The sequence below is a fragment of the Paracoccus sp. N5 genome (assembly GCF_000371965.1).
Taxonomy (GTDB): domain Bacteria; phylum Pseudomonadota; class Alphaproteobacteria; order Rhodobacterales; family Rhodobacteraceae; genus Paracoccus.
Genome location: NZ_AQUO01000001.1, coordinates 1,823,853 through 1,848,740, shown reverse-complemented (window position 1 = coordinate 1,848,740; position 24,888 = coordinate 1,823,853). Strand labels below are relative to the sequence as shown.

Genomic DNA, 24,888 nt, shown 5'->3' with positions numbered 1-24,888 from the left:
AAACTCATGTCTTTCTCCGTTGTTGGACAGGTGACGGGCGCGGGGGCGGTGCGTTGCGCACCCGCGCCCCTTGGATCAGAGAATCCCGGGCAGATTCAACCCGTGCTCCCGCGCGCAGTCCAGCGCGATCTGATAGCCCGCGTCAGCATGGCGCATGACGCCGGTGGCCGGGTCGTTCCACAGCACGCGCGCCAGCCGCGCATCGGCATCCTCGCTGCCGTCGCAGCAGATCACCATGCCGGAATGCTGCGAGAATCCCATGCCGACGCCGCCGCCATGGTGCAGCGACACCCAGGTCGCGCCCGAGGCGGTATTCAAGAGCGCATTCAGCAGCGGCCAGTCGCTGACCGCGTCCGAGCCGTCCTGCATCGCCTCGGTCTCGCGGTTGGGCGAGGCGACCGAGCCCGAGTCGAGATGGTCGCGGCCGATGACGATGGGCGCCTTCAGCTCGCCGTTCCGCACCATCTCGTTGAAGGCGAGGCCCAGCTTGTGGCGGATGCCAAGGCCGACCCAGCAGATCCGCGCCGGCAGGCCCTGGAAGCTGATGCGCTCGCGCGCCATGTCCAGCCAGTTGTGCAGATGCGGGTCGTCGACCAGTTCCTTGACCTTCTGATCGGTCTTGTAGATGTCCTCGGGATCGCCCGACAGCGCCGCCCAGCGGAACGGGCCGATGCCCTTGCAGAACAGCGGCCGGATATAGGCCGGCACGAAGCCCGGAAAGGCGAAGGCGCGCTCGAAGCCCTCTTCCAGCGCCATCTGACGGATGTTGTTGCCGTAATCGACGGTCGGGATGCCCTGGTCGTGGAAGGCCACCATCGCCTCGACCTGCTTGCGCATGGAGGCGCGGGCGGCGCGTTCGACGGCCTTGGGGTCGGTCTCCTGCCGCGCACGCCATTCGGCCACGGTCCAGCCCAGCGGCAGATAGCCATGCACCGGATCATGGGCCGAGGTCTGGTCGGTCACGATGTCGGGACGCACGCCGCGGCGGACGAGTTCCGGGAACACGTCGGCGGCATTGCCGATCAGCGCCACGGATTTCGCCTCGCCGGCCTTGGTCCAGCGGTCGATCATCTCCAGCGCCTCGTCGAGGCTGTGAGTCTTTTCATCGACATAGCGGGTGCGCAGGCGGAAATCGGCGCGGGTCTCGTCGCATTCCACCGCCAGGCAGCAGGCGCCGGCCATGACCGCGGCCAGAGGCTGGGCGCCGCCCATGCCGCCAAGCCCGCCGGTCAGGATCCACTTGCCCTTCAGGTTGCCGCCGTAATGCTGGCGCCCGGCCTCGACGAAGGTCTCGTAGGTGCCCTGAACGATGCCCTGCGACCCGATATAGATCCACGAGCCGGCGGTCATCTGGCCGTACATGGCCAGACCCTTCTTATCCAGCTCGTTGAAATGGTCCCAGTTCGCCCAATGCGGCACCAGGTTCGAGTTGGCGATCAGCACCCGCGGCGCGTCCTTGTGGGTCTTGAACACGCCGACCGGCTTGCCGGATTGCACCAGCAGGGTCTCGTCGGTCTCCAGCTTCTTGAGGCTGTCCACGATCAGGTCGAAATCCTTCCAGGTGCGGGCGGCGCGGCCGATGCCGCCATAGACCACCAGCTCATGCGGGTTCTCGGCCACGTCGGGATGCAGGTTGTTCATCAGCATCCGCATGGGCGCCTCGGTCAGCCAGCTTTTCGCGGTGATCTCGGTGCCGGTGGGCGGGAAGATGTCGCGGGTATTGTGACGGGGATTGTCCATGTCTCTCTCCGTTCAGGCCAGCATGTTGCCGGAAATGATGATGCGTTGGATTTCCGAGGAGCCCTCGTAGATGCGCATGATGCGCAGGTCGCGGGCGATCCTCTCGATGGGGAAGTCGCGGGTGTAACCATAGCCGCCATGCAGTTGCAGCGCGGTATCGGCGATCCGGCCCGCCGCCTCGCTGGCGGCAAGCTTGGCCATGCTGGAGGCGAGCGAGAAGCGCCCGCCGTGGTCATGGGCGTGCTGGCGCTGGCGCGCGGCGTCCTGCGACAGCAGCAGCGCCTGCCGATAGGCGACGCCCATGTCGGCGATCATCCAGCGGATGCCCTGCCGGTCGGTCAGCCGCTCGCCGCCGATCACGCGGTCCTTGGCATAGGCGATGGCGGCATCCATGGCCGCTTTCGCCAGCCCCAGGCATTGCGCCGCGACCTCGATGCGGCCGTTGTCGAGCACCTGCATGGCGGTGCGGAAGCCCCTGCCCGCCTCGCCCAGCAGCGCCTCCTCGGGCAGCTGGCAGTCGAGGTTCAGGGTGAAGACATGCCCGCCCTTCAGCCCCATGGTCCTTTCCGGCGCGCCCGGCTCCAGCCCCGGCGTGCCCTTGGGCAGGATGAAGGCCGAGATGCCGCGATGGCCCTTGTCGGGGTCGGTCACCGCATAGACGGTGATGAAATCCGCCACGCCGCCGTTCGAGATGAAGCATTTCGTGCCCTTCAGGTGCCAGCCGGTTTCCGTGCGGCGGGCACGGGTCTTCATGTCGGCGGGGTCCGAGCCGGCGGTCGGCTCGGTCAGGGCGAAGGCCCCCAGCGCCTCGCCGGCGGCGGCTTTCGGCAGCCATTGCTGCTTTTGCGATTCAGACCCGCCGATCAGGATCGAGTCGGTCGCCAGGTAATGCGCCGTCAGCGCCGAGGCCGTGGAGCCGCAGGCCCCCGCCACGATGGCGACCGCCCGCAAAAGCGCCGGGGCCGAGATGCCCGAGCCGCCGCATGCCTCGGGCAGGTTCGCGCCCATCATGCCGGCCTCGCCCAGCAGGGCAAGCTGGTCATGGACGAAAGCCGAGGTCTCGTCCGTCTCGGCGGCCTTGGGCGCGATCCGCTCGGCGCAGATCCGCTCCAGCACGTCGCAGAACAGCCGTTCCTCTTCGGCCAGCATGGGCCAGTCGTCGCTCATGCGGTCTCCTCCAATCCGAATGCGCGCAGGATGGCGGCGCGGTCGCCGCCAAGCCGCGGGGCCGAGGTCTCGGCCACGGGTTTCTCTCCGTCGAAGCGCACCGGCTGGCCGATGGTCGGCGCCAGTCCCAGCACCGGATGCGGCAGGCGGCTGACCAGCCCGCGCGTCTGCGCATGCTCGTTGCCCGCCGCCTGGGCAATGTCCCAGATCGGCGCGGCGGGCAGGCCCGCGCCGGCCAGGGCGGCGACGGCTTCCTCGGTGGTCAGGTCGCGCGACCAGCTCTCGATCAGGCGCTTGAGGTCCGGCTCATGCGCGGTGCGGCTTTCGTCGCTGGCAAAGCGCGGGTCGTCCGCAGCCTCGGGCGCGCCGATCAGCGTGGCGAGCGCTGTGAACTGGCGAGGGTTCAGCACCGCGATCACCACCTGCCCGTCGCTGGTGGCAAAGCAGCCGAAGGGGGTGGAGAGCGGATGGCGGTTGCCCACCCGCTGCGGCAGCACCCCGGCATAGAGATGCAGCGCATGGCTGGTGGTCAGCATGGAAAACAGCGCGTCATACATGGCCACGTCCAGCGTGGCGCCCTGCCCGGTGGCGTTGCGATTGACCAGCGCTGCCATGATCGCCCAGCTGCCGAACAGGCCGGCGATCAGGTCGGCCATGCTTTCGCCGGTCTTCAGCGGCGCGCCGCCCTCCTCGCCCGTGCCGGCCATCAGCCCCGACATGGCCTGCACCACCAGGTCATAGGCCGGCAGGTCGCGGAACGGCCCGTCCTGGCCGAAGCCCGAGATCGAGCAATAGACCAGCCGCGGATTCGCCGCGCGCAGTTCCTCGGCACCCAGCCCCAGCCGGGCCGCAACGCCGGGGCGGAAGTTTTCCACCACCACGTCCACCTTTGCCGCGATGGCACGCGCCAGTGCCAGGTCGGCGGGGTTCTTCAGGTCCAGCACCAGGCTTTGCTTGCCGCGGTTGTTCAGCGTGAACAGCGCGCTTTCGCCGTCCTTGAACGGGCCGATATGGCGGTAGTCGTCGCCCGAGGGCGGCTCCAGCTTGATGATCTCGGCCCCCAGATCGGCCAGAAGCGCGGTGCAATAGGGCCCCGCCAGCACGCGGGACAGGTCCAGCACCTTGATGCCCGTAAGCGGCTTCATGCCCGCAGCTCCGGCGCCAGCGCGGCAAGGCGGGTCAGGATCTCCTTCAGCGGCACCCGCAGCGCCTCGGCCTTGGCCTCGTCATAGGCAAAGGGCGGGGCCTCGGTCGCCAGATGCGTCGCCTGCGCCAGTTCCATCTGGATCGCGTGGACGCCCTGCCCCGGCTGGCCGTAATGCCGCGTCGTCCAGCCGCCCTTGAAGCGGCCGTTCAGAACATGGGTCCGGCCCGTCGCGGCTGCGACCTCCTGCGTGGCGGCCTCGATGGCCGGCGCGCAGGACGCCCCGCTGTTGGTGCCGATGTTGAAATCCGGCAGCACGCCGTCGAACAGGAACGGGATCACCGAGCGGATCGAGTGGCAGTCATAAAGGATCGCCACCCCGTGCTTCGCCTTCACCCGCGCAATCTCGGCGGCCAGCGCGGCGTGATAGGGGGCGTGGAACTGCGCCTTGCGGGCGGCGATGTCCTCGGCGGTCGGCTCCACCTCCCAGATCGGCGCGCCGTCGAAATCGGTCAGCGGCACCAGGCCGGTGGTGTTCTGGCCGGGATAGAGGCTCGCGTCGTCGGGGCCGCGATTGGCGTCGATGACATAGCGGTGGAAGGTCGCCCGCACCGTGGTCGCGCCGGGCAGCAGCCCGTCATAGAGCCGGTGGATATGCCAGTCGGTATCGGCCAGCACCTGCCCGCGCGGGTTCAGCGCCGTGCGGATCTCGTCGGGCAGCCAGGTCCCGGTATGCGGCAGGCCCAAGATGACCGGGCCCGCGCCTTGGACGACCTCGACCGGGATCATGCCGTCACCTCGGCCAGCAGACCTGCGGGCACCGCCGCGACCAGGGTGCCGTCGTGGATCAGCCGCGCCGCCTCGGCCAGGTCGGGGGCCATGTAGCGGTCCTGGTCCAGCGCCGGGATCACCGCCCGCAGCGTGGCGATGACCTTTTGCAGCACGACCGAGGTCTTCAGCGGCGCGCGGAACTCGACGCCGGCGCTGGCGCAAAGCGCCTCGATGCCCAGGATCTGCGCCAGGTTCGCGTTCATGCGGCGAAGCCGGCGCGCGCCATGCGCGGCCATGGAGACGTGATCCTCCTGGTTCGCCGAAGTCGGCGTCGAGTCGGTCGAGCACGGCGTCGCCAGATGCTTGTTCTCGCTCATCAGCGCGGCCGAGGTCACTTCCGCGATCATCAGCCCCGAATTCAGCCCCGGATCGGGGGTCAGGAAGGGCGGCAGGTCATGGCTCAGCGCCGGATCGACCATCAGCGCGATGCGGCGCTGGGAAATCGCGCCGATCTCGGCAATGGCCAGCGCGATCTGGTCGGCGGCGAAGGCCACCGGCTCGGCATGGAAGTTCCCGCCCGAGACGATGCGGTCGGCGCCGACCAGCACCAGCGGGTTGTCGGTCGCGGCATTGGCCTCGATCTCCAGCGTGCGCGCGGCCTGGGTCAGCAGGTCGATGCAGGCGCCCGTCACCTGCGGCTGGCAGCGGATGCAATAGGGATCCTGGACGCGGGTATCGCCCTCGCGATGGCTCTCGCGGATCTCGGATCCCTCCATCAGCGCCCGGATGGTCCGCGCCGCGAGGATCTGGCCGCGATGGCCGCGCAGCGTGTGGATTTCGTCCAGGAAGGGCGCGGTCGAGCCCATGATCGCATCGGTCGACAGCGACGAGGTGACCAGCGCCGCCCGGGCCGAGGCGAAGGCGTCGAACAGCCCCGCCAGCGCGAAGGCGGTCGAGACCTGGGTGCCGTTGATCAGCGCCAGCCCCTCTTTCGCGGCCAGCACCACGGGCGCAAGGCCGGCGCTCGCCAGCGCCTCGGCCGAGGGCATCTCGCGGCCCTGATAGACCGCGCGGCCCTCACCCAGCATGGCGGCGGCCATATGCGCCAGCGGCGCCAGGTCGCCCGAGGCCCCGACCGAGCCCTGCGACGGGATCACCGGCAGCACGCCGCGCGCCAGCATCGCCTCGATCAGCGCGATGACCTCGGGACGCACGCCCGAGGCGCCGCGGCCCAGCGACAGAAGCTTCAGCACCAGGATCAGGCGCACGGTTTCCGGCTCGACCGGCTCGCCCACGCCGCAGCAATGCGACAGGATCAGGTTCCTTTGCAGCGTCGCGGTGTCCTTGGACGCGATCTTGATCGAGGCGAGCTTGCCGAAGCCGGTGTTCACACCATAGACCGGCACGTCGCCATTGGCCGCGGCCTCGATGCGGGCGGCGGATTCGGCGATGCCGGGACGGGCGCTGTCGGCCAGCCGCACGGCCAGCCCCTCGCGCCAGACGCGCTCGAGCTGCGCCAGGGTGGTTTCGCCGGGGATCAAGATCAGTTCAGACAAAGTCGCCTCCGAAGATGCGGGAGTGAAGCGGGTTGAAGCCGATGCGATAGGTCAGCTCCGCCGGATGGGTGACGTCCCAGATCGCCAGGTCGGCGCGCAGATCGGCGGCGATCACGCCCCGGTCGGTCAGGCCCAGGGCGCGGGCGGCGTTGCGGGTGACGCCGGCCAAGCATTCGCTGGGCGTCATGCGAAACAGCGTCGCGCCCATGTTCATCGTCAGCAGCAGCGAGGTCAGCGGCGAGGTGCCGGGATTGCAATCGGTCGCCAGCGCCATCGCCACCCCGGCATCGCGCAGCGCCTGGACGGGGGGCAGCCTGGTCTCGCGCAGCGTATAGAAGGCGCCGGGCAGCAGCACGGCAACGGTGCCCGAAGCCGCCATGGCATCGACCCCGTCCTGGCCCAGCCATTCCAGGTGGTCGGCCGAGATCGCGCCATGCTCGGCCGCCATGGCCGCGCCATGCAGGTCGGAAAGCTGCTCGGCATGCAGCTTCACCGGCAGGCCGAGGGTCTTGGCATGATCGAAGATCGCCGCCATTTCCTCGCGGGAAAAGGCGATGCCCTCGCAGAAACCGTCCACGGCGTCGGCCAGATCCTCGGCATGGGCGGCATCCATCCCGGCCAGCACCACGTCGCGGATATAGCCCTGGCGGTCGTCCTTGTATTCCGGCGGCAGGGCATGGGCAGCCAGCCAGGTGGTGCGGACCTGAACCGGGCGGCGCGCCTCGATCAGCCGGGCGACGCGCAGCATCTTCAACTCGTCGGCGACGGTCAGGCCATAGCCCGACTTGATCTCGATCGTGGTCACGCCCTCGGCGATCAGGTGGTCGACGCGGGTCAGCGCCGCTTTCACCAGCGCGGCCTCGTCCGCCGCGCGGGTGGCGCGGACGCTGGACAGGATGCCGCCGCCGGCGCGGGCGATCTCTTCATAGCTGGCGCCCTCCAGCCGCATCTCGAATTCGCGGGCGCGGTCGCCGCCAAAGACGATATGGGTGTGGCAGTCGATCAGCCCCGGCGTGACCAGCCGCCCCCCCAGATCCTGTCGCGTCGCGCCAGCATAGCGCGCCGGCAGATCGGATTCGGCGCCGACCCAGCTGATTCGCGCATCCTCGACGACAAGGGCGCCGCGGTCGATCAGCCCGTAACCCCCTGACGGATCAGCCATGGTCGCGATCTGGGCATTGCTGAAAACCTGCATCGGCCATTCGTCCCGGATTGATTTCTCGTTGCTTCTATGTCTAAACTTAATTCCGGTCTATGTCTAAACTTATTTTCGCACAGAAAAGGGCGGCGCAATGGAAAAGATCTGGGCAGAACGGGCCTTGCTGCCCGATGGCTGGGCGGAAAATGTCTGCGTGACGGTGGATCGGGGCCGAATCGCCGGCGTCGAGGCCGGCGTCACCGGCGGCGCGACCGTGCCGCTGCTGCTGCCGGCGCTGGCGAACCTGCACAGCCACGCCTTCCAGCGCGCCATGGCCGGGCTCAGCGAGGCCAAGGGGCCGGAGCCGCGCGACACCTTCTGGACCTGGCGCCAGATCATGTACCGCTTCCTTGACCACCTGACGCCCGAGGATGTCGAATCCATCGCGGCGCTGGTGCAGATGGAGATGCTGGAGGCCGGCTATGCCACCAATGTCGAGTTCCACTATCTGCACCACCGGCCCGGCGGCGGTCATTACGACAATCTCGCCGAGATGGCCGAACGCATCGCCGCCGCCGCCGCGCGCTCGGGCATCGGCCTGACGCTTCTGCCGGTGCATTACCAGTTCGGCGGCACCGACCGCCGGGCCTTGGCGCCGGGCCAGAACCGTTTCGGCACCACGCCCGAGGAATTCCTGCGGCTGGTCGAGGGCGCCGAGACCGCGCTGCGCGCCCTGCCCGCCGACGCCGGCGTCGGCATTGCGCCGCATAGCCTGCGCGCCGTCTCGCCCGAGGGGCTGGCGGAATGCGTGGGCCTGCGCCCCGACCGCCCCCTGCACATGCACCTGGCCGAGCAGGTGCCCGAGATCGAGGAGATCAGCGCCGCCTATGGCCGCCGCCCGGTCGAATGGCTGCTGGAGAACCACAGCCCCGACCGGCGCTGGACCCTGATCCACCTGACCCACATGACCGAGGACGAGACCCGCCGCCTGGCCGCCACCGGCGCCGTGGCGGGCCTGTGCCCGATCACCGAATCCAGCCTGGGCGACGGCATCTTCAACGGCACGATCTGGGCCGAGGCCGGCGGACGCTACGGCTTCGGCTCGGACAGCAACATCCGCATCTCGCTGGTCGAGGAGTTGCGCACGCTGGAATACAGCCAGCGCCTGCGCGACCGCGGTCGGGCGGTCCTGGCCACGCCGGAACGCTCGACCGGCCGGGTGCTGTATCAGGCGGGGCTTGACGGCGGCGCGACGGCGGCGGGGCGCGAGACCGGGGCGATTGCACCCGGCCTTTGGGCCGATCTGGTGGCCATCGACCGGGCCAATCCGGTGATGGCGGGCCGCAAGGGCGACGAGATGCTCGACAGCCTGGTCTTTGCCGGCCATGACGGGCTGGTCCGCGATGTCTGGGCCGCCGGCCGCCATGTCGTGCAAGGCGGCAGACATATGGACCATGACCGCATCATCGCCGATTATCTGGCAACCATCGCCCGGCTTCAGGACCGCATGTGACCGAGAAATCCGCCAGCAAGGCGCAAGCCATCACCAGCGAGGTGCGCCGCCGCATCGTCGACCGCGAATGGCGGCAGGGCGACCGCATCCCGGACGAGGCCGAACTGGCGGTCGAATTCGGCGTCGCCCGCGCCACGGTGAACAAGGCCCTGCAACTGCTGGCCGAAGAGGGGCTTCTGGACCGCAAGCGCCGGGCCGGCACCCATGTCACGGTGAACCCGGCCCGCAAGGCCACGCTGACCATCCCCATCGTGCGCGAGCAGATCGAGGGCGCGGGCATGGAATACAGCCACCGCGTCGTGGCGCAGAAGCTTTCGCCCCTGCCGGCCGAGGCCGCCGCCCGCATGGCCCTGCCCGAGGGCCGGGTGCTGATCCACCTGCGCACCGTGCATTACGGCGACGGCCGGCCCTTCCAGGTCGAGGATCGCTGGATCAACCCGGTCGCGGCGCCGGGCGCCGAGGCCATCGACTTCCAGCGCATCAACGCCAACGAGTGGCTGGTGCGCAATTTCCCCTGGTCGCGGGCCGACATGGCCTTTTCGGCCGAGAACGCCGATGCCCGCAACGCAAGGCTGCTGGAGACCCGGCAGGGCACCGCGCTTCTGATCCTGCAGCGCACCACCTTCAACGACCTGGGCGCGATCACCTCGGCCCGGCTGGCCTTTCACCCCGGCTATATGCTGATCGCCACGCCCTGACCTTCACGTCCGCCCGACCTTCACTTCCGCCTGGCCTTGCCCTAATAGAGGCGCCAATCCCGAAAAAGGAATCCCCATGGCCAGCGCCAATCTCAACATCATGATCAAGGCCGCGCGCAAGGCGGGCCGCAGCCTCGTCAAGGACTTCCGCGAGGTGGAAAACCTGCAGGTCTCGGTCAAGGGCGCCGGCGATTTCGTCAGCCGCGCCGACCGCGAGGCCGAACGCATCATCAAGGAAGAGCTGCGCAACGCCCGCCCGAACTATGGCTGGCTGGGCGAGGAGACCGGCGAGGAAGCCGGCGAGGACCCGACCCGGCGCTGGATCGTCGACCCGCTGGACGGCACCACCAACTTCCTGCACGGCCTGCCGCATTGGGCGGTCAGCATCGCGCTGGAGCACAAGGGCGAGATCGTCGCCTCGGTCGTCTTCGACGCCGCCAAGGACGAACTGTTCACCGCCGAGCGCGGCGACGGCGCCTTCCTGAACGACCGCCGCATCCGCGTCTCCGGCCGCCGGCAGATGATCGAGGCGATCTTTGCCACCGGCGTGCCCTTCGCCGGCCGGCCGATGCTGCCGGCGACGCTGCGCGACCTCGGCCGGCTGATGCCGCTGACCGCCGGCGTGCGGCGCTGGGGCGCGGCCTCGCTGGACCTGGCCTATGTCGCGGCCGGCCGCTTCGACGGCTATTGGGAACGCGGCAACCAGCCCTGGGACATCGCCGCCGGCATTCTGCTGGTGAAAGAGGCCGGCGGCCGGCTGGAGCCGATCCGGGGCGAGAACCCGCTCGAGACCGGCTCGGTCGTGACCGCGAACCCGCAGCTTTTCGGCGAATTCGCCGAGATCATCCGCCGCCCGGACTAAGCCGCCGGTTGACCTTTCCCCCGCCGGGGCGCATGGCGGGGGTCCAGCCTTGGAATCGCGCCATGCCAGACAATCCCCAGACCGGGCCCCGGACCGGCCCGCTGATGTCGCCGGCCTCGCAGCCCCCGGCCGTCCCGCCGCCGCTGGCCCGTCCCCGGGCCGACCGGCAGGGCACGGCGATCCTGATGATCTGCGGCTCGACCTTCATCTTCGCGGCGCAGGACGGCGTCTCGCGCCACCTCGCCGCGGTCTATTCGCCGATCTTCATCGTGATGCTGCGCTACTGGTTCTTCGCGCTCTTCGTGATCCTGCTCTGCGCGCGCAGCCAGGGCGGGCTGTCGCGGGTGATCCATTCGCGCCGGCCGCTGGCGCAGATCGCGCGCGGCGTGCTGCTGGTGGTCGAGGTCGTGGTGGTGATCGAGGCCTTCGTCCGGCTGGGCCTGATCAACACCCATGCGATCTTTGCCTGCTATCCGCTGCTGATCTCGGCGCTGTCGGGGCCGATCCTGGGCGAAAAGGTCGGCTGGCGCCGCTGGGCCGCCGTCGCGGTCGGCTTCATCGGCATCATGATCGTGCTGAACCCCGGCAGCGGCGCGCTGAGCCACGACGCCATCCTGCCCTTCGTGGGCGCGCTGATGTATGCCGTCTATGGGCTGCTGACGCGGCTGGTGGCGCGCGACGACAGCGCCATGGTCAGCTTCTTCTGGACCGGCATCGCCGGGGCCTTTGCCAGCACCCTGGTCGGGGTCTGGTATTGGCAGCCGATCGCCGGCCCCGACATTCCCTGGCTGCTGACGCTTTGCGTGACCAGCGTCATGGGGCATTTCCTGCTGATCAAGGCCTATGAACTGGCCGAGGCCTCGGCCTTGCAGCCGTTCTCCTATACGCAGCTCGTCTGGATCAGCATCTTCGGCGTGACCATCTTCGGCGAGACGCTGGCCCCGAACGTGGCCATCGGCGGCGGCATCGTGGTCTTTGCCGGCATGTTCACCTGGTGGCGTTCCCGCCAGCGCGAGCGGGCCGGGTCCCGCTGACCGCCGCCTCGACCAGCGGCGCCGGGCCCAGCACCTCGGCCAGCACCCCGCCCGAGCCATAGCCCACCAGCGTCCGCGCCGGCATCACCGGCCGGGCCGAGCCTGCCAGCCGGATCGGCGGCGGCGCCGGCGCCGGCATCGCGCCGCCCCCGGTCAGGTCCCAGCTCGGCACCAGCGGCACCGCCGCGCCCTTGATGCGGGCGCGATAGATGGGCAGCGCCTCGGCCACCCGCATGACATAGTTGCGGGTTTCGTCGAAGGGGATCATCTCGACCCAATCCACCGGATCGACCGCGCCGCGCAGGTCGCCGAAATCCCGAAGCCAGCGCGCCGAGCGCCCCGGCCCGGCATTGTAGCCCGCCGCGACCAGCGCCACCGAAGGCCCGAAGCGGTCGCGCAGGCCCGCCAGATAGGCCGCGCCCAGCCGGGCGTTATAGGCCGCGTCGCGGGTCAGCCGCGCCTGGTCGAAGGGCTCGCCCAGCTTCCTCGCCATGGACCGCGCCGTGTCGGGCATGACCTGCATCAGCCCCAGCGCGCCGGCATGCGAGGACACCGTGTGGTTGAACTCGCTTTCCCGCCGGGCGATGGCCATGACCAGTTCCGGCGGCAGGCCCAGGGCGGTATGTTCAAGCCCGGTCAGCGGGAAATAGGCCGCCGGATAGACCGTGCCCTTGGCGGCGGCGGCCTTGGCCAGGCGCAGCGCGTGCCAGGGCATGCGCAGCTCCAGCATCATCCGGGCCATGCGGCCGATATCCTCGGGCGCGGCGGTCTCGGCCAGGTGCAGGAAGAAGCGCTGGCCCTGGTCAGGCGCGCCGGCCGCGACCAACCAGACCCCGGCCTGCCAGACGCCATTGCCGCGCAGGGCCGAGCCGCGCCAGTCGGGCAGCGTCGTCTCGGACCGGCCGGGGATCGCCAGCGCCTCCTGCATGGGCAGGCCCAGCTTTTCGGCGGCAAGCTGGCCATACCAGGCCGATTGCCAGCCGGCGGCGGCGGCATAGGCGGCCTCGGCCCCGGCGCGGTCGCCCTTGGCCTCCAGCGCCCGGCCCTGCCAGTAATGCGCCCGCGACAGCGAGATCGGGCTGGCGACGGCCTGTTCCAGCGCACGGAAATGCGCCTGCGCCCGGTCATGCGCCCCGGCCCGCAGCGCGGCATAGCCGGCGAGCCATTCCAGGTCGGAAAATGCGTCGCTGCCCGGCGGCATGAAATGCCCGGCAGCCAGTTTCTCGGCCAGCGCCCAATCGCCCTGCCGCAGCGCCAGCCTGGCGTAATCGGCGCGCTTGCCGGCCCAGGCGGCGGGGTCGCGCAGCGCCTCGGCGCTGGTCGAGCGTTCCAGCATCAGGTCGCGCGCCAGTTCCGGCATCTTGGCCCAAACCCGCCAGCGGAAGCGGTCCAGCGCCAGGCCGGCATCGCCCCGCTGCGCCTCGGGCAGCGCCAGGATCAGGGCATCGACCCCCGCCTGACCCGATTGCAGCGCCAGCCGCGCCTTTCCCAGCGCCTGCGCGGGCGCCGAGGCCAGGGGCAGCGTCACCTGCGCCGCCTGCCATTCGCCCAGGTCCAGCAGCCGCATCAGCCGCGCATCATGCAGCCCGGCGACCGCGGCGCCATGGGCGGCAAGGAAAACCTCGGTCTCGGGCTTGGCCAGCGCCTGTTCGGTCCAGAAGCGCTGCGCCTCGGCCTTGGCGGCGGCCGGATCGGTCGCCTGCAGGGCCGCGATCAGCGCCATGGCGCCGTTCAGCGTGTCAGGCCGGCGCGGGCCGAACCAGGAGATCACCTCGGCCGGCGGCAGGTCGGCGCGCAAAAGCGCATCGCCGCGCTTGTAAAGCAGCGCCATGCCCGGCCAATCGGCGTGGCGGGCGGCGAAATCGCGATAGTCGGGCCAGCTACCCTGCCCGGCGCGCAGCCGCTGCCAGTCGACCAGATCGCGGGCGATGGGGCCGGATTGCGCGGCCTCGATCCCGGCGGCGGTCCAGTCGCGGGCGCCGGCGGCGGCCAGCGCGCGCGCCAGGTGGCCGGCATCCTCGGCCCCGGCCGGCATCGCAAAGCCCAGACCCAGCGCCAGCAGCGGTCCCAGAATCCTGTCGCGGAAAGGATACATCATGGCCTCATTTCTGCGGGACTCGGACGGGCCCTGCAACTCACATCCTTGGCAAGCCGCGCGCCGGGATGTAAGCCCCTGTGCATCACAAAGCTCAGGATACCCATATGTTCAAAGGCTCCCTGCCCGCGCTGGTCACGCCCTTCACCCCCGACGGGGAGCTGGATCTCCCGGCGCTGGAGAAGCTGGTGGACTGGCATATCGCGCAAGGCACCCATGGGCTGGTCCCGGTCGGCACCACCGGGGAAAGCCCGACGCTCAGCCACGAAGAGCACCGCCAGGTCATCGAGGAGGTCATCCGCATGGCGGCCGGCCGCCTGCCGGTGATCGCCGGCGCCGGCTCGAACTCGACCCGCGAAGGCATCGGGCTGGTGCAGCACGCGCAGGCGGCCGGCGCCGCCGCGGCGCTGGTGGTGACGCCCTATTACAACAAGCCGACGCAGGACGGGCTGATCGCGCATTTCACCGCGCTGCATGATGCCAGCGACATTCCGATCATCATCTACAACATCCCCGGCCGCTCGGTCATCGACATGACGCCCGAGACCATGGGCGAACTGGCGAAGCTGCCACGCATCATCGGCGTCAAGGACGCCACCGGCAAGCTGGAACGGGTGTCGATGCAGCGCGCCACCTGCGGCGCCGATTTCGTGCAGCTGTCGGGCGAGGACGCGACCGCGCTTGGCTTCAACGCCCATGGCGGCGTCGGCTGCATCTCGGTCACCGCGAACGTGGCGCCGAAGCTCTGCGCCGCGTTCCAGGAGGCGACGCTGGCCGGCGACTATGCCAAGGCGCTGGAATACCAGGACAGGCTGATGCCGCTGCATGTGGCGATCTTCCTGGAGCCGGGCGTCGCGGGGGCGAAATACGCCATGTCGCGGCTGGGCCTGTGCAGCGAGCAGGTGCGCCTGCCGCTGGTCGGGCTGACCGACGCGACCAAGGCCCGGATCGACGCGGCCATGGCGCATGCCGGGCTGATCTGAACCGGCTCGGAAGAGCGCAGGGGGCGGCTGCGGGCCGCCCTTTTTCATGCGCGGGGCTCGTCGTCCTCGGCATAGGTCGCCCAGACCTGCCCCGGCGCCGGCGGCGGCACATCCTCGGGGCGCCAGCCCAGGTGCATGTTCGCCTTGGCGATCATGTAGCCGGTGATCGGCGCGGTCAGGAACAGGAACAGCGCGATCAGAAGCTCGTGCCAGGTGAACTGCCCGGTCCGCGCCGGAAACCAGACCATCGAGGCGATCAGCACCGCCCCCACGCCCAGCGTCGCGGATTTCGTCGGCGCATGCAGCCGCGTCATCGGGTCGGGCAACCGCACCAGCCCCCAGGAGCCGACCAGCCCGAAGAAGCCGCCCACCACCAGCAGCACCGAAACGACGATCTCAGCCACCATGCCCGCCCCTTCCTATTCGATGATGTCGCCGCGCAGGACGAATTTCGCATAGGCCACGGTCGAGATGAAGCCGACCATGGCGAAAAGCAGCGCCGCCTCGAAATAGATGCCGGTGCCGCGGTCGATGCCGAAGATCGCCAGAAGCGCGATCATGTTCAGCGCCATCGTGTCCAGCGCCAGCACCCGGTCGGCCAGCCCGGGGGCGAAGACCACGCGATAAAGGCAGCAGACCAGCGCCAGCCCGAAGCAGCCATAGGCGAACCAGATCGCATAGAGGATCATTCGAAGATCTCCTTCAGCCGGGGCTCGTAGCGGGTCTTGATCTCGTCCCGCACGGCATCGGGGTCGGGGGCGTGCAGGCAATGCACCAAGAGCGCGCGGCCGTCCTGCGACAGGTCGCAGCTGACCGTGCCGGGGGTCAGGGTGATGGTGCCGGCCAGGGTGGCGATGGCCTCGGGGCGGCGCAGCGCCAGCGGCACGGCGATCCAGGCCGGGCGCAGCGCGCGGCGCGGCTTGAACAGCACGATCAGCGCCACGGTGACATTGGCCTTGACGATGTCCAGAAGCACCAGCGCCAGATAGGCCGGGATGCGCCACGGCCGGCGAAAGCCCTGGGTGCCCGGCCAATAGGGCGCGGTCAGCAGCGGCACGGCGATCCCGACCAGCACGGCGAAGACCAGCGAGCCCCAGGCCCAGCGGTTGACCAGCCCCAGCCAGACCAGCGCCAGCACCAAGGACAGCACGGGATGCGGGAACAGCCGGCGCCTCATTTCGTGCCCTCCTGCCCCGAGAGCACGGCCTCCAGATAGGCCGACTGGTCGTGCAGTTGCAGCGCCGTGTCATGGGCCAGGCGCATGGCCGGGCCGGCAAGGACGGTCAGCGCGACGATACCCGCCAGCAGCGCGGCGATGGCGGCGACCGCCAGCCCCTGCCCCGCCGGGGCGCGGGGTGCGGCGACAGGTCTGGCCTCATAGCCCTTCCAGAACAGCAGCGAGCCGGCGCAGGTCATGCCATAGATCGCGACCAGCGAGCCGAGCAGGATCACCGCCCAGACCCAGACCACCGCCGGCGTCTCGGCCGTGGCCTGCATCACCAAGAGCTTGCCGATGAAGCCCGACAGCGGCGGCATCCCGGTGACCGCGATGGCGGTGGCGAAGAACAGCACCGCGACCAGCCCGCTGCCGGGCATGGCCGGGCGCGGACGCAGCCACAGATCGCCCCGGCGCGCGCCGATCAGGTCCACGACCAGGAACAGCGCGCCCGCCGCCAGCGTCGAATGCACCAGGTAATAGACCGCCGCCGCCGTGGACTGCGGGTTCTGCTGCGCCACCGCGATCATCAGCGTCCCGACCGAGCCGATGGCCGCGAAGGCCGCCAGCCGCCCCAGGTGCCGGCTGCCCAGCACACCGATCTGCCCCAGCGCCAGGGTGAAGAGCGCAGCGGGCAGCAGCAGGTCCATGACCACGCTTTCGACCACCGTGTCCTGCGGAAAGACCAGCGTCATGAAACGCATGATGCCATAGGCGCCGACCTTGGTCATCACGGCGAACAGCGCCGCCACCGGCCCCGGCGCATTGGCATAGGTCGCGGGCAGCCAGAAATGCAGCGGAACCAGCGCGGCCTTGATGGCAAAGACCAGCACCAAAAGCACGGCACCCGTGCGCAGCAGCGCGGAATCGCCCGGCGGGATCGCCGCCACCCGCGCCGCCATGTCGGCCATGTTCAGCGTGCCGGTCACCGCGTAAAGCACCCCCAGCGCGGCCAGGAACAGCACCGAGCCCGCCAGGTTATAGGCGATATACTGCACGCCCGCGCGCAGCCGCATCTCGCCCCCGCCATGGACCATCAGCCCATAGCTGGCGATCAGCAGCACCTCGAAGAAGACGAACAGGTTGAAGGCGTCTCCGGTCAGGAAGGCGCCGCAGATCCCCATCAGCTGGAACTGCCACAGCGCGTGGAAATGCCAGCCGCGCCGGTCCCAGCCCGAGCCCACGGCGTAAAGCTGCACCGCCAGCGCCAGCACCGCGGTCAGCAGCAGAAGCAGCGCCGCCAGCCGGTCCAGCACCAGGACGATGCCGAAGGGCGCGGCCCAGTTGCCCAGGCGATAGACCCGGATCGTGTCGTCCGCGGCCAGCAGGTTCAGCCACAGCGCCAGCCCGACCAGCGCCGCGGTGCCCAGGACCGACAGGCCGCGCTGCCAGCGCAGGTGGCCGCGCAGGCCCAGGATGATGACGGCGCCCAGCACGGCGGGCAGCAGCACGGGGGCGATCAGCAGATGGCTCATGCGTCGCCCCTCTCGTCGCTTTCGGGCGGGCGGCGGTCGGCGCGGGGCATGTCGACGCGGTCGTCGCCTCCGGCCAGATAGGCGCCCAGCGCCATCATCACCGTCACCGCGGTCATCCCGAACGAGATCACGATGGCGGTCAGCACCAGCGCCTGCGGCAGCGGGTCGGTATAGGCGCCCGCGCCCTCGCGCAGCACCGGCGGGGCATCGACCACCAGCCGGCCGGTCGAGAACAGGAACAGGTTGATCGCATAGCTCAGCATGGTCGTGCCCAGCACCACGGCAAAGCTGCGCTTGCGCAGGATCAGATAGATCCCGGCGGCGGTCATCACGCCGATGGCGCTGGCAAGCAGGAATTCCATCAGCGCCCCCTGATCCCGGCCGCGCGCGCCACCCGCGACAGCGCCTCGAGCGCCAGCATCACCGCGCCCAGCACGCACAGGAACACCCCCAGATCGAAGCCCATGGCCGAGGCCAGTTCGAAGGGCTCGAGCCCCGGCAGCGCGACATAGCCATAGGTCGAGGTCAGGAAGGGCAGCCCCCAGGCCCAGGCGCCGATGCCGGTCAGCCCGGCCGCGATCACCCCGGCGCCGATCAGCGCGTGATAGGGGATGCGCTGGCGATGCTGCGCCCAGGCCAGGCCCGATGCCATGTATTGCGCGACCAGCGCGATGGCGACCACCAGCCCGGCGATGAAGCCTCCGCCCGGCGCATTATGGCCGCGCAGGAAGATATAGAGCCCCGCCACCAGCAGCAGCGGCAGGACCAGCCGCGTCGCCACCACCATCAGCAGCGGATGCGGATCGCCGGCGCGGCGCGCGGCGCGCCAGCCGTCCAGGTGCCAGCCGCCGGCGCCCTTCAGCAGGCTTTCGGTCAGCGCGAAGATGGTCAGCGCGGCGATGCCCAGCACGGTGATCTCGCCAAAGGTGTCATAGCCGCGGAAATCGACCAGGATCACGTTCACCACATTGTCGCCGCCGCCCAGCTTGTGGCTGTTCTCGACCATGTAGCCCGAGATCGGCGGCAGCGCGAAATCGCTGCGCATGATGGCATAGGCCAGCCCGCCGAAGCCCAGGCCCCCCAGCGTGGCGATGAAGGCGTCGATGCCGCGCTTGCGGTCGCGGCTGTCGATGGGCGTGCGCTTGGGCAGGAAGTTCAGCGCCAGCAGCAGCAGGATCACCGTGACCACCTCGACCGAGATCTGGGTCAGCGCCAGATCCGGGGCCGAAAGATAGACAAAGCTGGCCGAGACCATCAGCCCGACGATGCCCACCAGCACCAGCGCCAGCAGCCTCTGGCGGTGGAAGGCCACCATGCAGCCTGTCGCGACCAGCAGCGCCAGCCAGCCGAGCAGCGGCACCGCCTGCACCTCGAGCATGGGCCGGGTCGCGCCGCGCCAGTTTCCGGTCGAAAACGCCCAGAGCCCGCAGGCCAGCACCGTCAGGGTCAGCGCCGCGAAGGCCCGCGACATCGAGCCGTTGGTCAGCCGGTCGGTGACAAAGCCCGAAGCCGCCGCCGCCGCCCGCGTCACCGCGTCGAAACCGGCCTTGCCGTCCGGCCGCGCCACGCCGTCGCGGATCCCGATCAGGCGCCGGTTCAGCGCCAGCAGCAGGACGCCCGCCGCCACCGCCGTGCAGGACATCAGCAGCGCCGGGGTGACGCCATGCCACAGTGCGAAATGCGGATGCGCCTCGGCCCCGGTCGTCGCCTGGGCCGAGGCCTCGACCAGCCAGCCCGCCACGAGGTTGGGCATCAGCCCGATCAGCACCACCAGCACCGCCAGCAGCGCCGGCGGCAGCCACAGCCCCGGCCCCGGATCATGCGGGCGATGCGGGTAATCCTGCCGCTGAGGCCCCATGAATACCTGCCAGACCAGCCGCAGCGAATAGCAGACCGACAGCGCCGCCCCCAGCGTCGCCAAGGCCCCGATCAGCCAGGGATTGCCCTGCCAAGTGGCATGGCCGGCATTTTCCAGCATCAGTTCCTTGGACAGGAAGCCGTTCAGCGGCGGGATGCCGGCCATGGACAGCGCCGCGACGGTGGTGATGGCGAAGGTCAGCGGCATCAGCCGCCGCAAGCCGCCCAGCCGCGCGACCGAGCGGGTGCCGGTCTCGTGATCCACGATGCCGGCGGCCATGAACAGCGCCGCCTTGAAGGTGGCGTGGTTCACGATATGGAACACCGCCGCCAGCGCCGCCGCTTTGGTGCCGAAGCCCAGCAGCATGGTGATGAGGCCCAGGTGCGACACGGTGGAATAGGCCAGGAGCGATTTCAGGTCGTCGCGGAACATGGCGATCCAGGCGCCCAGCACCATGGTGACAAGGCCGGTGCCGGCGACCAGGTGGAACCACTCGGGCGTCCCCGACAGCACCGGCCAGAGCCGCGCCAGCAGGAAGATCCCGGCCTTCACCATGGTCGCCGAATGCAGATAGGCCGAGACCGGCGTCGGCGCCGCCATGGCATGCGGCAGCCAGAACTGGAACGGGAATTGCGCCGATTTGGTGAAGGCACCGAGCAGGATCAGCAGCAGCGCCGGCAGATACAGCGGGCTTTGCTGGATCGCCTCGCGCGCCAGCAGGATCTGCGAGATGTCGTAGCTGCCGGCGATCCGGCCCAGGATCAGCATCCCGGCGATCATGGCAAGCCCGCCCATGCCGGTCACGGTCAGCGCCATGCGCGCGCCCTGCCGCCCCTCGGGCAGGTGCTTCCAATAGCCGATCAGCAGGAATGACGACAGCGAGGTCAGTTCCCAGAACACCAGCAGCAGCAGGATGTTGTCCGACAGCACGATCCCCGTCATCGCGCCCTGGAACAGCATCAGGCAGCTGAAGAACACCGGCGCCGAATCGCGCGCCGCAAGGTAGAAGCGCGCATAGGCGATGATCAGCAGCCCGATGCCCAGGATCAGGATGCCGAACAGCAGCCCCAGCCCGTCCAGCCGGAAATTCGCATCGAGCCCAAGGCCGGGCAGCCAGGCGATGCGCGTTGCCACCGCCTCGCCGGCCAGAATCGCGGGGATATGCAGGCACAGGCCGATCAGCGCCGCCAGCGTGACCGCGCCGCAGGCCAGCGCGATGATCCCGCGCCCCTGGCGCGCAAGCAGCCCCGGCAGCAGGGCGCCCAGAAAGGGCAGGACGGCGATCAGTGCTGGCGACATGGTCCCTCGTTTCGCTTCCGGTCTATCTCTGGACCGGGGCGCGGATTGTCAACCGGGATGACAAAGCCGCTAGGCGATGTTCGCCTTTCGTGCTAGCCATGGCGAAAAAGGGAATGAGGCATGAAGATCATCGGCATAGACCCGGGCCTGCGCAACATGGGCTGGGGCGTGATCGCGGTGGACGGCCCGCGCCTGCGCCACCTGGGCAATGGCATCGTGCATTCCGAGGCGGGCGAGCTGGGTCCGCGGCTGGCGACGCTCTATCGCGGGCTCTGCGCGGTCATTGCCGAGCACCGCCCCGATGCCGCGGCGGTCGAGCAGACCTTCGTCAACAAGGATGCCACCGGCACGCTGAAACTGGGGCAGGCGCGCGGCATCGCCCTGCTGGCGCCGGCCGAAGCCGGGCTCGAGATCGGCGAATATGCCCCGAACGCGGTCAAGAAGACCGTGGTCGGTGTCGGCCATGCCGCCAAGGAGCAGATCCAGCACATGGTCCGCTTCATGCTGCCCGGCGTCGAATTCGCCGGGCCCGACGCGGCGGATGCGCTGGCCGTGGCGATCTGCCATGCCCACCACAGCCAGGGCCGGGCGCTGCGCATCAAGGTGCCCGCATGAGGAGGTTCGCATGATCGGGCGGATCGCCGGCATCATCCTGCACCGGGCCCAGGATCATGTCCTGATCGACGTGCGCGGCGTGGGCTATATCGTCCATGTCAGCGAACGCACCGCAGCCAGCCTGCCTCCGGCCGGGCAGGCGACCGCGCTTTATACCGAGCTGCTGGTGCGCGAGGATCTGCTGCAGCTCTTCGGCTTTCCGACGCTCCTGGAAAAGGAATGGCACCGCCTGCTGACCTCGGTGCAGGGGGTGGGCGCCAAGGTCGGCCTCGCGATCCTCGGCACGCTGGGCCCCGAGGGGCTGGCGCGGGCGCTGGCGCTTGGCGACTGGTCGGCGCTGCGCAAGGCGCCGGGCGTCGGTCCGAAACTGGCGCAGCGCGTGACCATGGAGCTGAAGGACAAGGCCCCCGCCGTCATGGCGATGGGCGGCAATCTGACCGTCGATCCCGGCCCCCTGCCCGAGCCCTCGGCCGAGGTGGTCGAGGCGCCCGCCGCCAAGGCCGCGCCCAAAGCGCCGTCCTCGGCCCAGGCGACGGCGGATGCGCTCTCGGCCTTGGGCAATCTGGGCTATGCTCCGTCCGAGGCCGCCTCGGCGGTGGCCGAGGCCGCGGCGCGGGAACCCCAGGCGGCCACGGCGGCTTTGATCCGCGCGGCCCTGCGGCTGCTGGCCCCCAAGGAGTGACGATCATGACCGGAAACCTGCGCACCTTCGTCCTGATGGCCGCCCTGACCGCGCTGGTCATGGGCATGGGCTATCTGCTGGGCGGCCAGGGCGGCGCGGTGATCGCGCTGGTGCTGGCCGGCGCCGGCAACCTGTTCGCCTGGTGGAACAGCGACAAGATGGTGCTGCGCCAGCAGGGCGCGCATCCGGTCACCCGCCAGCAGGCGCCGGAACTGGTCGATATGGTCGCGACGCTGGCGCAGCGCGCCGGCCTGCCGACGCCGGCGGTCTATGTGCTGGAGACCGAGCAGCCCAATGCCTTCGCCACCGGCCGCAATCCGCAGAATGCCGCCGTGGCGGTGACGCAGGGCATCATGCGCGTGCTGAGCCGCGACGAACTGGCGGGCGTGATCGCGCATGAGCTGGCGCATATCCGGCATCGCGACACGCTGACCATGACGGTGACCGCGACCATGGCGGGCGCCATCGCCATGCTGGGCAACATGCTGATGTTTTCCAGCATGTTCGGCGGGCGTGACGACAATCGCGGCGGCGGGTTGGCGGCAATCCTGGCGATGATCTTTGCCCCGATGGCGGCGGGGCTGGTGCAGATGGCGATCTCGCGCACCCGCGAATACGAGGCCGACCGTTCCGGCGCGCAGATCTGCGGCCAGCCGATGGCGCTGGCGGGCGCGCTGGCCAAGATCTCGCGCGCGGCAAGCCAGGTGGTGAACGTCCCGGCCGAGCGGAACCCGGCCTCGGCGGCGCTGTTCATCGTCAACCCGCTGCACGCGCTGCGCATGGACCGGCTGTTCGCCACCCACCCCCCGGTCGAGGAGCGCATCGCCCGGCTGCAGGCCATGGCCGGCGGCTTTGCCGCCTCGCGCGTGCCGGGCGTCTCGGGCGGCGCTGGCCCCTGGGGCGACCGATGAGCCAGCCCGACCCGATGCTGCGCCCCGACCCGATCGCGGGCGAGACCGAGGACCGCGCCCTGCGCCCGCAGATGCTGGCGGATTTCGTCGGCCAGGCCGAAGCGCGGGCCAATCTGCGCGTCTTCATCGAAAGCGCCCGCATGCGCGGCAAGGCGATGGACCACACGCTGTTCCACGGCCCCCCCGGCCTCGGCAAGACCACGCTGGCGCAGATCATGGCGCGCGAGCTGGGGGTGAACTTCAAGATGACCTCGGGCCCGGTGCTGGCGCGGGCGGGCGATCTCGCCGCGATCCTGACCAACCTGGAAGCGCGCGACGTGCTCTTCATCGACGAGATCCACCGCATGAACCCGGCGGTCGAGGAGATCCTCTATCCGGCGATGGAGGATTTCGAACTGGACCTGGTGATCGGCGAAGGCCCGGCGGCGCGCACGGTGCGGATCGAGCTGCAACCCTTTACCCTGGTCGGCGCCACCACCCGGCTGGGTCTTTTGACCACGCCGCTGCGCGACCGCTTCGGCATCCCGACCCGGTTGCAATTCTATACCATAGACGAGCTGGACCTGATCGTGACCCGGGGTGCGCGGCTGCTGGACATCCCCTCCGAGCCGGCCGGCACGCGCGAGATCGCCCGCCGCGCCCGCGGCACCCCGCGCATCGCCGGGCGCCTGCTGCGCCGGGTGATCGACTTTGCCTTGGTCGAGGGCGACGGCAGGCTGACGCGCGAGATCGCCGATTCGGCCCTGACCCGGCTGGGGGTGGACCATATCGGCCTCGACGCCGCCGACCGGCGCTATCTGACCCTGATGGCCGAGCATTACGGCGGCGGCCCGGTCGGGGTCGAGACGCTCTCGGCCGCGCTGTCGGAAAGCCGCGATGCCATCGAGGAGGTGATCGAGCCCTATCTGATGCAGCAGGGCCTGGTCGCCCGCACGCCGCGCGGCCGCATGCTGGCCCGGCTGGGCTGGCGCCACCTCGGCCTCGACGCGCCGCGCACGCAGGAAAGCCTGTTCGATGATTGATCCGACCGACCGCATCCGCGACAGTTTCGCCCGCCAGACCATGATGCAGACGCTGGGCGCCACCCTGCTGGAGGTGGCGCCAGGCAAGGTCAGCATCGCCGCGCCGATCCTGCCGACCGCGCTGCAACAGCATGGCGCCGGCCATGCCGGGCTGGCCTTCAGCATCGGCGATTCCGCCGCGGGCTATGCGGCACTGTCGCTGATGCCCGAGGGGTCCGAGGTGATGACGGTCGAGATGAAGATCAACCTGATGTCGCCCGCGCTCGGCGACCGGCTGCTGGCCGAGGGCCGGGTCATCCGTCCCGGCCGCCGCATCATGGTGGTCGCCGCCGATGTCTGGGCCGAAACCGCCGGCGGGCGCAAGCATGTCGCCATGCTGCAAGGCACGATGATCCCGGTCTAGGTCGCGGTGCTGGAACTGCCGCCGCCGGGGGCTTTGCGCCCCCGGACCCCCGCAGGATATTTACGCAAGAAAGAAATAATCCGCCCGCGAGACGGTTGGCTTCTTTCTTGCATAAATATCCTGGGGGAGCGCGGCACGCGCGGGGGCAAAGCCCCCATGGCGATCAGTTTTGCGGGCCGGCCGAGAGCACCCGGTCCTCCTGGGCGATGAAGTGCTCCATCATCAACCGCCACAGGGTTTCGGCAAGCTCGGGGTCCAGACCTGCGGGGCCGGCCAGCCGGCGGGCATTGGCGGCGACTTCCTCGACGCGGCTGTCGATGCGGGCCGGCAGCCCTTCGCGGGCCTTGATCCGCGCCGCCTCGTCGATCAGCGCCGAGCGCTCGGCCAGCAGCGCGATCAGCCGGGCGTCCAGAGCGTCGATGCGGGCGCGCAGATCATGCATCGCGGAGTCGGGCGGCAGGTGCGGGTCGAAGGTGCTCATGCCTTCCCATGCCCCGATGCGCGCGCCGTGACAAGCCGGGGCATCGGCGGAATGTGGCGCGGATGTCGCATATCATGGGCGAAATTTCGCCGATGGCGGAACATTCTGGCGTGAATGCGCATTTCGTTCTTAGCTGGGAGCGAGGTCATGCTCTCCGCATTACAGGGAAAGGATCTGAGGAATGACGGCCGCCAGCTTCGTGATCAATATCGGTTTCGGCCTGGG

At 69.7% G+C, this 24,888-nt stretch carries 24 protein-coding genes; 10 read left to right on the top strand and 14 right to left on the bottom strand.

Translation table 11 applies throughout. The features are described 5' to 3' along the window. Nucleotides 1–75: 75 nt before the first annotated feature. The 6 genes from hutU to hutI are packed head-to-tail and all read right to left on the bottom strand — an operon-like array spanning nucleotide 76 to nucleotide 7,573. On the bottom strand, nucleotides 76–1,740 hold the full coding sequence (gene hutU / locus PARN5_RS0109315; RefSeq protein ID WP_017999506.1) for a urocanate hydratase: 1,665 nt from the start codon (nucleotides 1,738–1,740) through the stop codon (nucleotides 76–78). Between the two features lie 12 nt (nucleotides 1,741–1,752). After that, a complete protein-coding gene (locus PARN5_RS0109310) occupies nucleotides 1,753–2,907 on the bottom strand; it encodes an acyl-CoA dehydrogenase family protein (protein WP_017999505.1) in 1,155 nt (384 codons plus the stop codon). Continuing rightward, on the bottom strand, nucleotides 2,904–4,052 hold the full coding sequence (locus PARN5_RS0109305; RefSeq protein WP_017999504.1) for a CoA transferase: 1,149 nt from the start codon (nucleotides 4,050–4,052) through the stop codon (nucleotides 2,904–2,906). Before PARN5_RS0109305 ends, PARN5_RS0109310 begins: the two co-directional genes overlap by 4 nt. After that, nucleotides 4,049–4,840 carry an N-formylglutamate deformylase gene (hutG, locus tag PARN5_RS0109300; protein WP_017999503.1) on the bottom strand — a complete coding sequence of 264 codons (792 nt, stop codon included), beginning with the start codon at nucleotides 4,838–4,840 and terminating at the stop codon, nucleotides 4,049–4,051. The genes PARN5_RS0109305 and hutG overlap by 4 nt, the downstream gene beginning before the upstream one ends. Next, nucleotides 4,837–6,378, bottom strand: coding sequence for a histidine ammonia-lyase (gene hutH / locus PARN5_RS0109295; protein ID WP_017999502.1), 1,542 nt, complete (start codon nucleotides 6,376–6,378; stop codon nucleotides 4,837–4,839). The genes hutG and hutH overlap by 4 nt, the downstream gene beginning before the upstream one ends. Further along, on the bottom strand, nucleotides 6,371–7,573 hold the full coding sequence (gene hutI / locus PARN5_RS0109290; protein WP_017999501.1) for an imidazolonepropionase: 1,203 nt from the start codon (nucleotides 7,571–7,573) through the stop codon (nucleotides 6,371–6,373). The genes hutH and hutI overlap by 8 nt, the downstream gene beginning before the upstream one ends. A gap of 97 nt (nucleotides 7,574–7,670) precedes the next feature. Here hutI and PARN5_RS0109285 point away from each other — a divergent pair, with 97 nt between their 5' ends. The 4 genes from PARN5_RS0109285 to PARN5_RS0109270 all read left to right on the top strand — a co-directional run bounded on the left by PARN5_RS0109285 (nucleotide 7,671) and on the right by PARN5_RS0109270 (nucleotide 11,623). Further along, on the top strand, nucleotides 7,671–9,029 hold the full coding sequence (locus tag PARN5_RS0109285) for a formimidoylglutamate deiminase (protein WP_017999500.1): 1,359 nt from the start codon (nucleotides 7,671–7,673) through the stop codon (nucleotides 9,027–9,029). Beyond that, a complete protein-coding gene (locus tag PARN5_RS0109280; RefSeq protein ID WP_017999499.1) occupies nucleotides 9,026–9,727 on the top strand; it encodes a UTRA domain-containing protein in 702 nt (233 codons plus the stop codon). The genes PARN5_RS0109285 and PARN5_RS0109280 overlap by 4 nt, the downstream gene beginning before the upstream one ends. Nucleotides 9,728–9,803: 76 nt before the next feature. Further along, nucleotides 9,804–10,589, top strand: a complete 786-nt coding sequence (locus PARN5_RS0109275; RefSeq protein ID WP_017999498.1) for an inositol monophosphatase family protein — start codon at nucleotides 9,804–9,806, stop codon at nucleotides 10,587–10,589. Nucleotides 10,590–10,651: 62 nt separating this feature from the next. After that, the gene (locus tag PARN5_RS0109270) at nucleotides 10,652–11,623 is read left to right on the top strand and encodes a DMT family transporter (protein WP_017999497.1); all 972 of its coding nucleotides are present in this window, start codon (nucleotides 10,652–10,654) and stop codon (nucleotides 11,621–11,623) included. Here the strand turns inward: PARN5_RS0109270 and PARN5_RS0109265 are convergent. Then, entirely contained in the window at nucleotides 11,577–13,721 is a 2,145-nt protein-coding gene (locus tag PARN5_RS0109265; RefSeq protein ID WP_017999496.1) for a lytic transglycosylase domain-containing protein, read from the bottom strand. The genes PARN5_RS0109270 and PARN5_RS0109265 overlap by 47 nt on opposite strands. 104 nt (nucleotides 13,722–13,825) lie before the next feature. On the opposite strand from PARN5_RS0109265, the gene dapA reads away from it, so the two are divergent. Next, nucleotides 13,826–14,701 carry a 4-hydroxy-tetrahydrodipicolinate synthase gene (gene dapA, locus PARN5_RS0109260; protein WP_017999495.1) on the top strand — a complete coding sequence of 292 codons (876 nt, stop codon included), beginning with the start codon at nucleotides 13,826–13,828 and terminating at the stop codon, nucleotides 14,699–14,701. Between the two features lie 44 nt (nucleotides 14,702–14,745). Here dapA and PARN5_RS21865 read toward each other — a convergent pair whose 3' ends face one another. From PARN5_RS21865 to PARN5_RS21860, 6 genes are read right to left on the bottom strand one after another with little or no spacing between them, the layout of a single operon-like run. Then, the gene (locus PARN5_RS21865) at nucleotides 14,746–15,108 is read right to left on the bottom strand and encodes a Na+/H+ antiporter subunit G (RefSeq protein WP_017999494.1); all 363 of its coding nucleotides are present in this window, start codon (nucleotides 15,106–15,108) and stop codon (nucleotides 14,746–14,748) included. A 12-nt stretch (nucleotides 15,109–15,120) separates the two neighbouring features. Then, nucleotides 15,121–15,390 carry a K+/H+ antiporter subunit F gene (locus PARN5_RS0109250; RefSeq protein WP_017999493.1) on the bottom strand — a complete coding sequence of 90 codons (270 nt, stop codon included), beginning with the start codon at nucleotides 15,388–15,390 and terminating at the stop codon, nucleotides 15,121–15,123. Next, nucleotides 15,387–15,878: a Na+/H+ antiporter subunit E gene (locus tag PARN5_RS0109245; RefSeq protein ID WP_017999492.1), complete on the bottom strand. Its 492-nt coding sequence runs from the start codon at nucleotides 15,876–15,878 to the stop codon at nucleotides 15,387–15,389. The genes PARN5_RS0109250 and PARN5_RS0109245 overlap by 4 nt, the downstream gene beginning before the upstream one ends. After that, nucleotides 15,875–17,392 (bottom strand): monovalent cation/H+ antiporter subunit D, encoded by a 1,518-nt coding sequence (locus PARN5_RS0109240; protein ID WP_017999491.1) that lies wholly within the window; start codon nucleotides 17,390–17,392, stop codon nucleotides 15,875–15,877. Before PARN5_RS0109240 ends, PARN5_RS0109245 begins: the two co-directional genes overlap by 4 nt. After that, nucleotides 17,389–17,754: a Na+/H+ antiporter subunit C gene (locus tag PARN5_RS0109235; RefSeq protein WP_017999490.1), complete on the bottom strand. Its 366-nt coding sequence runs from the start codon at nucleotides 17,752–17,754 to the stop codon at nucleotides 17,389–17,391. Before PARN5_RS0109235 ends, PARN5_RS0109240 begins: the two co-directional genes overlap by 4 nt. Then, complete coding sequence (locus PARN5_RS21860) at nucleotides 17,754–20,549, bottom strand: monovalent cation/H+ antiporter subunit A (protein WP_017999489.1); 2,796 nt, start codon at nucleotides 20,547–20,549, stop codon at nucleotides 17,754–17,756. The genes PARN5_RS0109235 and PARN5_RS21860 overlap by 1 nt, the downstream gene beginning before the upstream one ends. A 120-nt stretch (nucleotides 20,550–20,669) precedes the next feature. On the opposite strand from PARN5_RS21860, the gene ruvC reads away from it, so the two are divergent. From ruvC to PARN5_RS0109205, 5 genes are read left to right on the top strand one after another with little or no spacing between them, the layout of a single operon-like run. After that, a complete protein-coding gene (ruvC, locus tag PARN5_RS0109225; protein ID WP_017999488.1) occupies nucleotides 20,670–21,164 on the top strand; it encodes a crossover junction endodeoxyribonuclease RuvC in 495 nt (164 codons plus the stop codon). 10 nt (nucleotides 21,165–21,174) lie between these two features. Then, nucleotides 21,175–21,846, top strand: a complete 672-nt coding sequence (ruvA, locus tag PARN5_RS0109220; protein ID WP_017999487.1) for a Holliday junction branch migration protein RuvA — start codon at nucleotides 21,175–21,177, stop codon at nucleotides 21,844–21,846. 5 nt (nucleotides 21,847–21,851) lie between these two features. Next, nucleotides 21,852–22,757: a zinc metalloprotease HtpX gene (gene htpX / locus PARN5_RS0109215; RefSeq protein WP_026155305.1), complete on the top strand. Its 906-nt coding sequence runs from the start codon at nucleotides 21,852–21,854 to the stop codon at nucleotides 22,755–22,757. After that, complete coding sequence (gene ruvB / locus PARN5_RS0109210) at nucleotides 22,754–23,779, top strand: Holliday junction branch migration DNA helicase RuvB (RefSeq protein ID WP_017999485.1); 1,026 nt, start codon at nucleotides 22,754–22,756, stop codon at nucleotides 23,777–23,779. Before htpX ends, ruvB begins: the two co-directional genes overlap by 4 nt. Continuing rightward, nucleotides 23,772–24,182, top strand: coding sequence for a PaaI family thioesterase (locus PARN5_RS0109205; protein WP_017999484.1), 411 nt, complete (start codon nucleotides 23,772–23,774; stop codon nucleotides 24,180–24,182). The genes ruvB and PARN5_RS0109205 overlap by 8 nt, the downstream gene beginning before the upstream one ends. A 163-nt stretch (nucleotides 24,183–24,345) precedes the next feature. On the opposite strand, the gene PARN5_RS0109200 is transcribed toward PARN5_RS0109205, so the two are convergent. After that, a complete protein-coding gene (locus PARN5_RS0109200; RefSeq protein WP_017999483.1) occupies nucleotides 24,346–24,663 on the bottom strand; it encodes a chorismate mutase in 318 nt (105 codons plus the stop codon). Nucleotides 24,664–24,888: the final 225 nt, after the last annotated feature.

Coding starts and splice junctions, on each gene's coding strand:
- PARN5_RS21865 (WP_017999494.1), bottom strand. CDS start 15,108: ATGGTGGCTGAGATCGTCGTTTCGGTGCTGCTGGTGGTGGGCGGCTTC.
- PARN5_RS0109310 (WP_017999505.1), bottom strand. CDS start 2,907: ATGAGCGACGACTGGCCCATGCTGGCCGAAGAGGAACGGCTGTTCTGC.
- PARN5_RS0109265 (WP_017999496.1), bottom strand. CDS start 13,721: ATGATGTATCCTTTCCGCGACAGGATTCTGGGACCGCTGCTGGCGCTG.
- PARN5_RS0109285 (WP_017999500.1), top strand. CDS start 7,671: ATGGAAAAGATCTGGGCAGAACGGGCCTTGCTGCCCGATGGCTGGGCG.
- PARN5_RS21860 (WP_017999489.1), bottom strand. CDS start 20,549: ATGTCGCCAGCACTGATCGCCGTCCTGCCCTTTCTGGGCGCCCTGCTG.
- PARN5_RS0109275 (WP_017999498.1), top strand. CDS start 9,804: ATGGCCAGCGCCAATCTCAACATCATGATCAAGGCCGCGCGCAAGGCG.
- PARN5_RS0109270 (WP_017999497.1), top strand. CDS start 10,652: ATGCCAGACAATCCCCAGACCGGGCCCCGGACCGGCCCGCTGATGTCG.
- PARN5_RS0109240 (WP_017999491.1), bottom strand. CDS start 17,392: ATGAGCCATCTGCTGATCGCCCCCGTGCTGCTGCCCGCCGTGCTGGGC.
- PARN5_RS0109235 (WP_017999490.1), bottom strand. CDS start 17,754: ATGGAATTCCTGCTTGCCAGCGCCATCGGCGTGATGACCGCCGCCGGG.
- hutU (WP_017999506.1), bottom strand. CDS start 1,740: ATGGACAATCCCCGTCACAATACCCGCGACATCTTCCCGCCCACCGGC.
- PARN5_RS0109200 (WP_017999483.1), bottom strand. CDS start 24,663: ATGAGCACCTTCGACCCGCACCTGCCGCCCGACTCCGCGATGCATGAT.
- dapA (WP_017999495.1), top strand. CDS start 13,826: ATGTTCAAAGGCTCCCTGCCCGCGCTGGTCACGCCCTTCACCCCCGAC.
- htpX (WP_026155305.1), top strand. CDS start 21,852: ATGACCGGAAACCTGCGCACCTTCGTCCTGATGGCCGCCCTGACCGCG.
- ruvA (WP_017999487.1), top strand. CDS start 21,175: ATGATCGGGCGGATCGCCGGCATCATCCTGCACCGGGCCCAGGATCAT.
- hutG (WP_017999503.1), bottom strand. CDS start 4,840: ATGATCCCGGTCGAGGTCGTCCAAGGCGCGGGCCCGGTCATCTTGGGC.
- ruvC (WP_017999488.1), top strand. CDS start 20,670: ATGAAGATCATCGGCATAGACCCGGGCCTGCGCAACATGGGCTGGGGC.
- PARN5_RS0109245 (WP_017999492.1), bottom strand. CDS start 15,878: ATGAGGCGCCGGCTGTTCCCGCATCCCGTGCTGTCCTTGGTGCTGGCG.
- hutI (WP_017999501.1), bottom strand. CDS start 7,573: ATGCAGGTTTTCAGCAATGCCCAGATCGCGACCATGGCTGATCCGTCA.
- PARN5_RS0109250 (WP_017999493.1), bottom strand. CDS start 15,390: ATGATCCTCTATGCGATCTGGTTCGCCTATGGCTGCTTCGGGCTGGCG.
- ruvB (WP_017999485.1), top strand. CDS start 22,754: ATGAGCCAGCCCGACCCGATGCTGCGCCCCGACCCGATCGCGGGCGAG.
- PARN5_RS0109305 (WP_017999504.1), bottom strand. CDS start 4,052: ATGAAGCCGCTTACGGGCATCAAGGTGCTGGACCTGTCCCGCGTGCTG.
- PARN5_RS0109205 (WP_017999484.1), top strand. CDS start 23,772: ATGATTGATCCGACCGACCGCATCCGCGACAGTTTCGCCCGCCAGACC.